Genomic DNA, 11,956 nt, shown 5'->3' with positions numbered 1-11,956 from the left:
TTTTTAAGAGAAAGTGAGAACAAAAACAGAATTTTGCTTGGCGACCATAGCGTTTTGGACCCACCTGACTCCATCCCGAACTCAGAAGTGAAACGAAACAGCGTCGATGGTAGTGTGGGGTCTCCCCATGTGAGAGTAGAACATCGCCAGGCTTTTAATCTCGCTGATAGTGTCACCACGCTATTAGCACACAATTTGCGGAGAGATGGCTGAGTGGTTGAAAGCACCGGTCTTGAAAACCGGCGATGGTTAATAGCTATCCTAGGGTTCAAATCCCTATCTCTCCGCCACTATTAAGAAAGGCCGCTGATAACTCAGCGGCCTTTTTGCATTCTGTCATTTTGATTTTCAATATCTAGGTTATCGATACAGTACCGATAACCTATTCTTCTAAAGTTCTTTATTTATCAACAACACTTTTCTTTGCCGAAACGACCCGCCATAGTGCTTGGACAAGCGGGTTATCTAACTGTGAACGCTTGCAGCAAACGCCGAGCATAAAGGGTTTGATGGGGGGGACGCTTAAGCGCTGGATCTTGTCACGTACAGGGCTGTTATTGATAACCACATCCGGAGCAATCCCTACTCCACATCCAAGAGCCACCAAGCTAACAATCGCTTCATGTCCTGCGATCTGAGCGTAGATATTGGGCTTTATCTTCATTTGCTTAAACCAGGTATTGGCTCTATCGCGCGCGGTTCCCGACTCCGGAACAATAAAGGGTATTTCATTCCAATCAGGTTGCTCTTTTTGTAGCTCATCCATAAAGCTGCTGATCCCAAGTGGTGCGATGACGGAAAGAGGGATCTCACTGATTGTGGCGAATTCAATGCGGCTTGGCAGTTGTTCAGGCATCGCAGAAATTGCTATATCCGCTTCATCGTGCAGGATTTTATCGATCGCTTGTGCCGGATCGCCTGTTAGCAGTTTAAATTCGATATAAGGATGCTTGAGGCGAAATGAGCTAAGAAGCTCAGGTAAGTGGCTATAACTGGCCGTAACCGAGCAGAACAGCTTTATCTCTCCTCGCAGTTCTTGGCTGTGATCGTTGAGTTCGGTAGTGAATTGTCGCCAATCGTGAATGATGCGTGCCGCAACAGGCAGTAATTGGTGGGCTGCGGGAGTGAGTTCAACACTGCGGTTGTCGCGCAGAAAAAGTGTATGACCTAAATCTTGCTCCAGCTTCTGTATCTGCCGACTGAGTGCGGAAGGGCTGAGATGCATTGCAGAAGCGGTTTTACTGAAATTTTTGCAGTCACATAGATGCATGAATAGCTGCAGAGTTTTGATGTTCACAAAAGTTCCTACGTTGCATTTGTTGCAATAACTAGTTGTGAATATATCACTTTGCGCAATTTTGTCTCTGGCTTAGTATGAGTTTATTCGGTCATATCGCACCGACTTAACGGAATCACTTATTAAGGAGCATCCTCATGGCGAATTATTTCAATACGCTGAACCTGCGTGAACAGTTGGATCAACTTGGTCGTTGTCGTTTTATGGCGCGAGAAGAGTTTGCAACCGAAGCTGACTACCTAAAAGGTAAGAAAGTGGTGATCGTGGGCTGTGGGGCTCAAGGCCTAAACCAAGGCCTCAATATGCGTGATTCAGGTTTAGATGTTTCTTACGCTCTACGTCAGGCTGCGATTGATGAGCAACGTCAGTCATTTAAGAATGCCAAGAATAATGGCTTCAACGTGGGTAGTTATGAACAACTCATCCCAACCGCAGATTTGGTGATTAACTTGACGCCAGATAAGCAGCACACCAGTGTGGTCAATGCGGTGATGCCTCTGATGAAGCAAGGTGCAGCCTTGGGTTACTCACACGGTTTTAATATCGTTGAAGAGGGCATGCAAATCCGTAAAGACATCACGGTTGTGATGGTGGCACCAAAATGTCCGGGTACGGAAGTTCGTGAAGAGTATAAGCGCGGTTTCGGCGTTCCTACTCTCATCGCAGTACACCCTGAAAACGATCCGCAAGGTGAAGGTTGGGAAATTGCTAAAGCGTGGGCTGCGGCAACGGGTGGCCATCGTGCGGGCTGTTTAGCTTCTTCTTTTGTGGCGGAAGTGAAATCCGATTTGATGGGTGAGCAAACCATTCTCTGCGGTATGCTGCAAGCGGGCTCTATCGTTTGTTACGAGAAAATGGTTGCTGATGGCATCGACCCTGGTTATGCGGGCAAGCTTTTGCAATTTGGTTGGGAAACCATTACCGAAGCACTCAAGTTTGGCGGTATTACTCATATGATGGATCGCCTGTCTAACCCTGCAAAAATCAAAGCGTTTGAGCTGTCTGAAGAGTTGAAAGATCTGATGCGCCCGCTGTACAACAAGCATATGGATGACATCATTTCTGGCCACTTCTCTAGCACCATGATGGCGGATTGGGCGAATGATGATAAAGACTTGTTCGGTTGGCGTGCAGAAACCGCTGAGACGGCGTTTGAGAACTATCCAACAACCGACGTAAGAATTGCTGAGCAAGAATACTTTGATAACGGTATTTTGATGATTGCCATGGTGCGTGCTGGGGTTGAGTTGGCGTTTGAAGCGATGACGGCTTCAGGCATCATCGATGAATCGGCTTACTATGAATCGCTGCACGAACTCCCACTGATTGCCAATACGGTAGCGCGTAAGCGTCTGTATGAAATGAACGTGGTAATCTCTGACACTGCTGAGTACGGTAACTATCTGTTTGCCAATGTGGCGGTACCACTGCTACGTGAAAAGTTTATGCCGAAAGTGGGCACCGATGTGATTGGTAGAGGATTAGGCGTGGTCTCTAATCAAGTTGATAACGCGACGCTTATCGAAGTAAACAGCATCATCCGTAACCATCCGGTTGAGTATATCGGTGAAGAGCTGCGTGGCTACATGAAAGACATGAAGCGCATCGCCGTGGGTGATTAATCCCTAAATTGATTTCCAAAGCAAACACAACAACACACTATAATAAAAACCAAGAAGGCTTAGTCGTATGACTAAGCCTTTCTTTATTGGGTTTTCAGAGATTGAACTCTTACGTATTTACTGTATGAACTCAGCGCTTATTTATCCGCTAATTTGGCTTCAAGCTCAGCCATTTTCTGCTCTAACTCAGTGAGCTTTTGACGAGTGCGTAACAGCACTTGAGTTTGCACATCAAACTCTTCGCGGCTGACCACATCCAGTTTATTGAGTTGGCCTTGAATGACCTGACGCACTTTCTGTTCTACATCAGCACCCAGTTCTTTGACGGGTTGTGGCATGGCTTCATGGATTTGCTTGGCGATCTGCTCGAGTTTTTTTGCATCAAACATAGTAATTCTCCTGTTAAGTTGCCAACATTCTATGCAATTCAGCTAGGGATGTCGTTAGATTGGATAATAAAAAAGGCCATCGAAATGGCCTTTTGTGATGAGACTGAATATTGGATTACAGCTGACGATGAGCCGCTTTGGCTTCATCAATGCGGGCCAATTTCTCCAGATCTTTATCCTCAACAAACACCGGTAGTGGTTTGTGTTTCTCTGCCAGGTAGCTGTAAATCACCGGCAGTACAAACAGAGTAAACAAGGTACCAATTGCCAGACCAGAGACGATAACAATACCGATACTGAAGCGCTGCGCAGCCCCTGCGCCAGTGGCGTACATCAGTGGGATTAGGCCTGCGATCATCGCTGCAGTGGTCATTAGGATTGGGCGCAGACGCACTTTAGCGGCATGCATGACAGCCTCAATCCGGCTGAGTTTGTTGTGTAACTGCTCCTCTTTGGCCACTTCACAGATCAAAATACCGTGTTTAGTGATAAGACCGACCAGTGTGATCAAGCCAACCTGCGAGTAGATGTTCATGGTTGCCGTACCCCAAGCCAGTGCGATCAAGGCACCACAAATGGCGAGTGGTACAGAGACCATGATAACCAAAGGATCTCTGAGAGATTCAAACTGAATCGCCAACACCAAGAAAATGATCGCCAGCGCTAGGCCAAATGTGGCATACAGCGCGCTACCTTCGGTCACATACTGACGAGCTTCACCCATGTAGTCATGGCTATAGCCTTTAGGCAGTTTGCTGCTTGCCAAATTCTCAAACCAGTTGATGGCATCCCCCATAGCCGTGCCCGGTGCTGGCACCGCACCTACGGTGGCAGAGTTGAGCTGGTTGAAGTGGGGTAGCGAGCGAGGTTCTGCAACCACATCAATCGTAACTAGGCTACCGAGTGGGATCACTTTGCCATCTGCCGCGCGAACGTAGTAGCTGTTCATCGATTCAGGGTTGAGACGCCATTTACGTTCCACTTGCGGGATCACTTCGTAAGAGCGGCCGTTGAGGTCGATACGGTTAACATAACCGTCGGCCATCATGGTGCTGAGCGTGATGCCAATATCTTGCATGGTCACGCCGTAGGCACCGGCTTTATCTTTATCGATATTGATCTTCATCGTTGCGGAATCGAAGTTGAGATCCAGATCCGAGTAGACGAACATGGGATTGGCTTTGACTTCGGTCAGCACATCGGTGGCGATGGTAAACAAGCTTTCAAAGTTGCTTGGCGTGGTGATCACAAATTGGATCGGTAAGCCAGAGCCTGCACCAGGCAGTTCTGGCATCTGGAATGCCGTTACCGCCATACCTGGGATATCTTGTACCAAGGTACCCACGCGGTTGGTTACTGTGGCTTGGCTAGCTTCACGCTGGCTCCATGGCACCATTGACGCAATACCAAACGCCTGGTTTGAGTTAGGAACACCAGTAAACACCTGAGCGAACTGAACTTCTGGCTGATCAGACAGAATTTTATTCACATCATCCATCGTATTCGCCAGATAATCGAGGTTGGCATTCGATGGGCCTGTACCCATCAGCATGATTACCCCTTTATCTTCCGACGGTGCAAGCTCACTTGGAATGAACTTAAACAGCATTGGTAAACTTGCAAAAACGATAAACGCAAAGGCAATAACCACAGGGCGATGAGCCATCACCGCGGTCAGCATGCGTTCATAGCGTGCCGTCATGCGATCCAGTAAATGGTGCACTTTCAGTTCAAATTTGTTCGGCGCTTCATTGGCTTTGAGCATCTTTGAACACATCATCGGCGACAGAGTCAATGCAACAATCCCGGACACAAAAACGGAACCAGCCAGTGTGAGCGCAAACTCTTTAAACAGTGAGCCGGTGATACCGCCCATCAAGGCAATCGGCGCATAGACCGCACCCAACGTCAGCGTCATCGCAATAACTGGGATGGCAATTTCACGGGTACCGATGATCGCCGCGCGGAAAGGGGATTCCCCTTCTTTGATATGGCGGTCAACGTTCTCTAGAACGACGATCGCATCGTCAACCACAAGGCCGATCGCCAGAACCATCGCCAGTAGCGTCATTAGGTTCCAAGAGAAGCCCATCATCTGCATCACCATAGCAACACCAATCAGTGAAAGCGGGATAGTGACAATCGGGATGAGTACGGCACGCAGTGAACCCAAGAACAGAGTGATGACCACAAGAACGATCAGCGCCGCTTCTAGGATGGTTTTGATAACCTCGTGGATCGATTCATTGATCGCAACCGTTGAGTCATACAACACGTTCATTTCAATGTTGCTTGGCATGTTTTTCTGCAGCTCAGGCAGCATCTCAAGCACATCTTTGGCGATGTTGATAGGGTTCGCACTTGGGGCAGCGTTAATCGCGGCAACGACCGCTTCACGGCCATTTGCACTCGCGCGATAGGTATCATGACTCTTAGCTAAGGTGACTTTAGCGATATCACCTAGGCGAGTCACGGTACCTTTCTCGGCTTTCACCACCAGATTTTCTAAGTCTTCCACTGTGGAGACTTGGGTATCGGCGCTACCGTTATAAAGAACGAATTCACCAATCGCCTGACCGGTAGCCGACTGATAGTTGTTGGCATTAAGAATGCTCATCACATCCGCTGCGGAGAGGTTTAGTGCCGCCATTTTGGCTGGATCGAGCCATACGCGGAGCGCGTATTTCATACCGCCGTACAGATCGATACTTGATACACCATTGACTGCGTAAAGCTGTGGATTAACCACGCGCTCTAAGTAATCAGTGATTTGGCTGGATGCCAATTCATCACTGGTGAAACCAATATACAGAACCGCGGTGGTTGAACCTGTCGACATGGTGACGGTCGGATCTTCCGCTTCTTTAGGCAACTGCGAGCGAACCGAGTTGGTCTTGGCCAGAACATCAGATAACGCGGCGTTCGGATCCGTATTCAATTTCATGGTCACTGTGATGGTCGAGCGACCCAACACGGACTGTGACGTCATAAAATCAATGTTATCCGCCTGTGCTACCGCTTGTTCCAAGGGTTGAGTAATAAAACCTTGAATCAAATCGGCACTGGCACCGTAATAGCCGGTGCTTACCGTAATTACGGTGTTAGTCATTTCAGGGTATTCACGCACCTGCATTTTGAAAATGGCTTGTAGACCAAGCAACACAATCAAAAAGCTGATCGATACCGCTAAAACTGGACGTTTTATAAAAACATCAGTAAAGCGCATGATGCCTCCGCTTACAGCATTGGGGTTTCTGCTGGTGGTGTAGTCGCATCACTTTCGACGATACGAACTTTAGCACCGTTACTCAGACGTACTTGACCTGTTGTGACAACCACATCACCCGGTTTTACGCCTTCCAGAATGTGAGCAATAGATTCAGAGCGCTCACCTACTTTCACCACATGTTGCTGGACGCGCTTTTCACCATTTTCTTCGCTGACAATGTAAACATTGTCACCGTAGAGGGTATAGGTAATCGCGGTTTGTGGCAGAGTGATTTGGTTTTCCAGCTTAGGCAGAATGATGTTGGCACGTGCGAACATGCCGCTTCGCAGTTTCCCATCACTATTGGGGATATCCGCTTGCACTTGGATCAGGCCGCTTTGTACGCTCACTGCAGGTTCAATCGCCGAGATGGAGCCTTTAAATGAGGTTTGTGGATAAGCATCCACAAAAATATCGACTTCTTGATTCAGTGAAATACGCGAAATATCTCTTTGCGGCACAGTAAAACGCAGACGCATGACGCTGGTATCTTCCAAACGTACAATGTCTGTACCCGGTTGCAAATATTGACCTAAGAACACATTACGAATACCGATCACACCAGCAAAAGGCGCTTTGATTTCACGGCGAGCAATGGTGGCTTTTAGGCTTTCAATATCAGCGGAGAGCGCATAGTAGCTCGCTTCTGCTTCATCATAAGACTCTTTAGAGATAGAGCCTTTGGCGAATAAGCCTTTGTAGCGTTCATATTTTGCTTTCGCTGCTGGTAGGCGCGCTTCCGTACTTTTTAAATTGGCTCGTTCTACTGCTGAATCTAATAGCACTAGGGGTTGGTTTTTTGCGACTTGCGTACCTGATTCAAAAGTGATTTGGTCAATCACTCCAGCTGTTTCGGTCGTTAACGTCACACCTTGATTCGGTTCAATAAAGCCGATCGCTTCAATCACGGGTACCCAATCAACCGGATTGGCGGTGACCACTGTGACCGGAAATTCTGGTTCAGGGCGATTGGCGAGGTACTCGGCAATTTTCTGTTGTTTGAAAAGATTGAAACCTATCACGCTGCCAAACAGCAGGATCGCGATAAGTAACATAAAAAATGTCCACTTTTTCATTCTGGTGCGAACTCCAAATTAGTGTTGAGTAATTGCATCCCAACTGGCTTGAATCATTGCATCGAGAGTTGAATCATCCAGTTGATAAAAACCTAAAGCGTATTGACGAGCAAGAGTGACGGTTGTTTCAAAACTCAACGCAGAAAGAAGATGGTTATCGAGAGGTTTGAAAATTCCCTGTTGTTTTCCTTGGTCGAACAACAATTCGACTTTGGCAAACATTTTTTTCTCTAGTTCCCTTACATTGCAACAAGTTGTTGTTGGTAAAGACTCATACTGCACTCGATTGCTGATAATGTCACGACAAGAGCCAGCCAACGTCCAAATATTCAGCCACATAGTACGGAAGCGTTCTTGCAAAGACATGCCATCTCTTAGATTGGCTTGTACGGCTTCGGCGATTTTTTGACTAACGTGCAGACGCACTTCAATCAAAAGATGGTCTTTATCGCGGAAGTAACGATAAATCGTTCCGGTTGCCATATTCGCTGCTTTCGCCACTTTATGCATCGAGAGCCCTTGAAAGCCCTGTTCTGCAATCAGTTTTTCAGCCGCGATAAGGATTTGGAGCTGTTTATCGCCGTACACTATTTCAGACATCACATTTCTCTGCAAATGAACGGTTGTTCATTATAGCGGCTAATACCCCCTATTTTGCAATACACTTGTGCAGTAAATTTTTGTAAAGGCAGTTTCTTTGTTGGTAATCCTCGGTGAGCGGATTATTATTGGCGGCTAAATAAAGAGGATTGAGAGCGCCATGAAGCTGAACCCAAGACAAGATGAAGCGGTCAAGTACGTCTCCGGACCCTGTCTGGTATTGGCGGGGGCGGGTTCGGGCAAAACACGCGTCATCACCAATAAAATTGCCTATTTGGTTCAGCAATGTGGCTATAAAGCACGCAATATTGCTGCGGTTACGTTTACCAATAAAGCGGCGCGTGAGATGAAAGAGCGGGTTGCTCAAACACTTGGTAAAGGTGAGTCGCGCGGCTTAATGGTGTCGACCTTCCATACTCTTGGCTTAAACATCATTCGCCGTGAGTTTAAAGCTTTGAGCCTCAAAGCGGGCTTTTCACTGTTTGACGACCAAGATCAGCTCGCGTTACTTAAAGAGCTGACCGAAAAGCAGCTCGACGGCGATAAAGATCTGCTGCGCTTGCTACTGAGCACCATTTCCAACTGGAAAAATGACATGCTGACTCCGCCGCAAGCCAAGGCAATGGCGAAAGGGGAACAGCAGCAGCTTTTTGCACACTGCTTTGAGCTTTACCAAAAACAGATGCAGTCTTACAACGCACTCGATTTCGATGATTTGATCTTGCTACCGGTGTTACTGCTTCGCAGCAATGAAGAAGTACGCCAACGCTGGCAAAATCGAATTCGCTATCTGCTGGTGGACGAATATCAAGATACCAACACCAGCCAATATGAGTTGGTCAAACTCTTAGTGGGTGAGCGTGGCCGTTTGACTGTGGTGGGAGATGATGACCAATCCATTTATTCATGGCGCGGTGCAAAACCACAAAACTTGGTGTTACTTGGGGAAGATTTTCCGAGTTTAAAGCTGATTAAGCTCGAACAAAACTACCGCTCGACCAGCCGCATTTTGCGTGCGGCGAACATCTTAATTGCCAATAACCCCCATGTTTACCAAAAGGCGCTCTTTTCTGAGTTAGCGGAAGGGGAAAAGCTCAAGGTCATTTTGGCCAATAATGAAGATCATGAAGCAGAGCGAGTGACCGCAGAAATCATCGCCCATAAGTTTCTCAATCGAACCGAATACCGAGATTACGCGATTCTTTATCGCGGAAACCATCAATCGCGACTGATTGAAAAATCGCTGACTCAAAACCGTGTGCCGTACAAACTTTCCGGCGGCACTTCGTTTTTTGCGCGCGCAGAGATCAAAGACATCATGGCTTACCTGCGAGTGCTGGTTAACCCTGATGATGACAACGCATTTTTGCGCATTGTGAATACGCCGAAGCGCGAAATCGGCCCAGCTACGCTCGAAAAGTTAGGCAGTTACGCCAATATGCGTGGTAAAAGTCTATTTACCGCCAGTTTTGAGCTCGGTTTAGATCAGCATTTGAGCGGGCGAGGGCTTGATAACTTACGCCGCTTCACCGAGTGGTTGGTGGCGATTGCCGATAATGCTGAGCGTGGTAACACGGTGGAGGCCGTACGCTCCTTGGTGCGTGATATTCGTTATGAAGATTGGCTGTATGAGACATCTGCCAGTCCGAAAGCGGCCGAAATGCGTATGAAAAACGTCTCCGATCTCTATTCATGGATAGTCGCGGATTTAGAAGGCGATAATCCCGATCAGCAAGAAAAATCGCTGAAAGAAGTAGTACAGCGTTTAACTCTGCGCGACATGATGGAGCGTGGCGAAGAGAACGATGACAGTGATGCGGTACAACTGATGACACTGCATGCCTCAAAGGGCTTAGAATTTCCGTACGTGTATTTGATTGGCGCTGAAGAGGGCATTTTGCCGCATCAAACCAGCATTGATGAAGAGAACGTCGAGGAAGAGCGGCGCTTAATGTATGTCGGTATCACTCGCGCGCAGCGTGAACTGACCTTTATGGTGTGTAAAGAGCGCCGCCAGTTTGGTGAGCTGATTAAACCTTCCCAAAGCCGTTTTCTAGATGAGCTACCGCAAGAAGATATTGAGTGGGAAGTGAAGAAAAAGCCCGTTACTCAGGAAGAGCGAATGGCCAAAGGCCAAGCGCATATCGCTAATTTAAGAGCGATGTTTAAAAAGTAAGATAAAGAAGGGCTTGTTTTCACAAGCCCTTCTTTATTATCGGTTGACGGAATGGCAAACCCGCTTATTACATGCCAGCAATCATATGCTCAATCGCAGCAACGATTTCATCGTCCGAACAATCCATACAGGTGCCTTTGGCTGGCATAGCATTGAAGCCATTAATCGCATGGTTTTTCAGCACGTCTTTACCTTGGGCGATACGTGGCCCCCAATCGGCAGCATTGCCGGTTTTCGGTGCACCGGAGAGCCCAGTTGAGTGACAGGCGGTACAGAAAATACCGTAAACTGTTGCACCATCACGAGGACCCGTAGGGGCGGCTTGTACGGGTTCGCTACCCGCCAGATACACATCACCTACCGGCTTAATGCGTTCAGCAATTGCATTTTTATCGGCTTCTGTTAAAGCAAACGCTGCAGTAGAAAATGTTAGAGCAGCGAACAGTACGCTTAAGAGTGATCGAGACATATCCATTAACTCACTTTACATTCCGAAGGTAAGTGCTGCTTACCTATTATTTTTAGAGTGTTTCAATTTAACGGGCGGTAATTGCTGTTAAATCAATGTAAATTTTGGGTGATTATATCCTGAGAAGTTGTTGCAATAAACAACAAGTTGCGATCTTCCGGCGGTGAGTCACATCCTTTATAAGGGAATAGTAGCAAGCATCTGATGAAAAAGGCGTCAAACAGTAAAAAAAGTAAAAAAAGTACTAGACGCCCTAATGTGATATACGTATTATTCCACTCCGCCGATAGGGCATGCGCCCGTAGCTCAGCTGGATAGAGCGTTGGCCTCCGGAGCCAAAGGTCGAAGGTTCAAATCCTTTCGGGCGCGCCATTTCGCCCGGGGAATATCGGTAAAGAATTTCAGTGGTGGCTATAGCTCAGTTGGTAGAGCCCCGGATTGTGATTCCGGTTGTCGTGGGTTCGAGCCCCATTAGCCACCCCATTTATTTCGGTGATACTGAGTTATCCCCAGTCTTAAGAGAAAATCTTGAGCAAAATTAGTCGGTGAATAGCGCAGTTTGGTAGCGCATCTGGTTTGGGACCAGAGGGTCGGGGGTTCGAATCCCTCTTCACCGACCACTTATTTAAAGACTAGGCAAGAGCGTAGTCTGAAATAACGGCAGACAAGCGGTTATTACAACTTTCAGTGGTGGCTATAGCTCAGTTGGTAGAGCCCCGGATTGTGATTCCGGTTGTCGTGGGTTCGAGCCCCATTAGCCACCCCATTTATTTCGGTGATATTCAGTTATCCCCAGTCTTAAGAGAAAATCTTGAGCAAAATTAGTCGGTGAATAGCGCAGTTTGGTAGCGCATCTGGTTTGGGACCAGAGGGTCGGGGGTTCGAATCCCTCTTCACCGACCACTCTTCAAAGCCTCAGCATTTGCTGAGGCTTTTTGCATTTTATCTCTTTGAAACTCATGCTTCCTCGCCAAGTCGTCCTGCATTGACCCTGTCTACCGATGTCCGCTTTTTCATCATTACATTGTTGGGCATATTTCTCTCTAGTAAATTGCGATC

The 11,956-nt window shown here is 47.4% G+C and carries 8 protein-coding genes, 6 tRNA genes and 1 rRNA gene; 9 read left to right on the top strand and 6 right to left on the bottom strand.

Going from position 1 to position 11,956, the window contains the following annotated elements; all coding sequences use genetic code 11:
• Positions 1-36 precede the first annotated feature (36 nt).
• Both rrf and R4537_RS18155 read left to right on the top strand, forming a co-directional pair.
• Positions 37-152: ribosomal RNA gene (gene rrf / locus R4537_RS18160) — 5S ribosomal RNA — on the top strand.
• Positions 153-199: 47 nt separating this feature from the next.
• Positions 200-290: transfer RNA gene (locus tag R4537_RS18155), tRNA-Ser, on the top strand.
• A gap of 110 nt (positions 291-400) precedes the next feature.
• Here the strand turns inward: R4537_RS18155 and ilvY are convergent.
• Positions 401-1,297 (bottom strand): HTH-type transcriptional activator IlvY, encoded by an 897-nt coding sequence (ilvY, locus tag R4537_RS18150; protein WP_001022813.1) that lies wholly within the window; start codon positions 1,295-1,297, stop codon positions 401-403.
• Between the two features lie 137 nt (positions 1,298-1,434).
• Here ilvY and ilvC point away from each other — a divergent pair, with 137 nt between their 5' ends.
• Positions 1,435-2,919, top strand: a complete 1,485-nt coding sequence (ilvC, locus tag R4537_RS18145) for a ketol-acid reductoisomerase (protein ID WP_071178723.1) — start codon at positions 1,435-1,437, stop codon at positions 2,917-2,919.
• A gap of 137 nt (positions 2,920-3,056) precedes the next feature.
• Here the strand turns inward: ilvC and ubiK are convergent, their stop codons facing one another.
• The 4 genes from ubiK to vexR form a co-directional block, all read right to left on the bottom strand.
• Positions 3,057-3,308 carry a ubiquinone biosynthesis accessory factor UbiK gene (gene ubiK / locus R4537_RS18140; RefSeq protein ID WP_000458935.1) on the bottom strand — a complete coding sequence of 84 codons (252 nt, stop codon included), beginning with the start codon at positions 3,306-3,308 and terminating at the stop codon, positions 3,057-3,059.
• 115 nt (positions 3,309-3,423) lie between these two features.
• Positions 3,424-6,534: a multidrug efflux RND transporter permease subunit VexB gene (gene vexB / locus R4537_RS18135; RefSeq protein WP_071178724.1), complete on the bottom strand. Its 3,111-nt coding sequence runs from the start codon at positions 6,532-6,534 to the stop codon at positions 3,424-3,426.
• An 11-nt stretch (positions 6,535-6,545) separates the two neighbouring features.
• The gene (gene vexA / locus R4537_RS18130; RefSeq protein ID WP_000759351.1) at positions 6,546-7,652 is read right to left on the bottom strand and encodes a multidrug efflux RND transporter periplasmic adaptor subunit VexA; all 1,107 of its coding nucleotides are present in this window, start codon (positions 7,650-7,652) and stop codon (positions 6,546-6,548) included.
• Positions 7,653-7,670: 18 nt separating this feature from the next.
• The gene (vexR, locus tag R4537_RS18125; protein WP_071178725.1) at positions 7,671-8,252 is read right to left on the bottom strand and encodes a TetR family transcriptional regulator VexR; all 582 of its coding nucleotides are present in this window, start codon (positions 8,250-8,252) and stop codon (positions 7,671-7,673) included.
• A gap of 160 nt (positions 8,253-8,412) precedes the next feature.
• Here vexR and rep point away from each other — a divergent pair, with 160 nt between their 5' ends.
• Positions 8,413-10,428 carry a DNA helicase Rep gene (gene rep, locus R4537_RS18120; protein ID WP_071178726.1) on the top strand — a complete coding sequence of 672 codons (2,016 nt, stop codon included), beginning with the start codon at positions 8,413-8,415 and terminating at the stop codon, positions 10,426-10,428.
• Positions 10,429-10,495: 67 nt separating this feature from the next.
• Here the strand turns inward: rep and R4537_RS18115 are convergent, their stop codons facing one another.
• Entirely contained in the window at positions 10,496-10,903 is a 408-nt protein-coding gene (locus R4537_RS18115; protein ID WP_071178727.1) for a c-type cytochrome, read from the bottom strand.
• A 289-nt stretch (positions 10,904-11,192) separates the two neighbouring features.
• Here R4537_RS18115 and R4537_RS18110 point away from each other — a divergent pair.
• From R4537_RS18110 to R4537_RS18090, 5 genes are all read left to right on the top strand, one after another.
• A tRNA-Arg gene (locus R4537_RS18110) sits at positions 11,193-11,269 on the top strand.
• A gap of 35 nt (positions 11,270-11,304) precedes the next feature.
• A tRNA-His gene (locus tag R4537_RS18105) sits at positions 11,305-11,380 on the top strand.
• Between the two features lie 60 nt (positions 11,381-11,440).
• Positions 11,441-11,517, top strand: a tRNA-Pro gene (locus tag R4537_RS18100).
• Between the two features lie 70 nt (positions 11,518-11,587).
• Positions 11,588-11,663, top strand: a tRNA-His gene (locus R4537_RS18095).
• Between the two features lie 60 nt (positions 11,664-11,723).
• Positions 11,724-11,800 (top strand) — tRNA-Pro (locus R4537_RS18090).
• Positions 11,801-11,956 lie beyond the last annotated feature (156 nt).

Source organism: Vibrio paracholerae (assembly GCF_037672085.1).
In the GTDB taxonomy this organism is placed as follows: Bacteria; Pseudomonadota; Gammaproteobacteria; order Enterobacterales; family Vibrionaceae; genus Vibrio; species Vibrio cholerae.
This window is presented reverse-complemented; position numbering and strand designations above follow the sequence as displayed.

Coding starts and splice junctions, on each gene's coding strand:
- ilvC (WP_071178723.1), top strand. CDS start 1,435: ATGGCGAATTATTTCAATACGCTGAACCTGCGTGAACAGTTGGATCAA.
- rep (WP_071178726.1), top strand. CDS start 8,413: ATGAAGCTGAACCCAAGACAAGATGAAGCGGTCAAGTACGTCTCCGGA.
- vexB (WP_071178724.1), bottom strand. CDS start 6,534: ATGCGCTTTACTGATGTTTTTATAAAACGTCCAGTTTTAGCGGTATCG.
- vexA (WP_000759351.1), bottom strand. CDS start 7,652: ATGAAAAAGTGGACATTTTTTATGTTACTTATCGCGATCCTGCTGTTT.
- vexR (WP_071178725.1), bottom strand. CDS start 8,252: ATGTCTGAAATAGTGTACGGCGATAAACAGCTCCAAATCCTTATCGCG.
- ubiK (WP_000458935.1), bottom strand. CDS start 3,308: ATGTTTGATGCAAAAAAACTCGAGCAGATCGCCAAGCAAATCCATGAA.
- R4537_RS18115 (WP_071178727.1), bottom strand. CDS start 10,903: ATGGATATGTCTCGATCACTCTTAAGCGTACTGTTCGCTGCTCTAACA.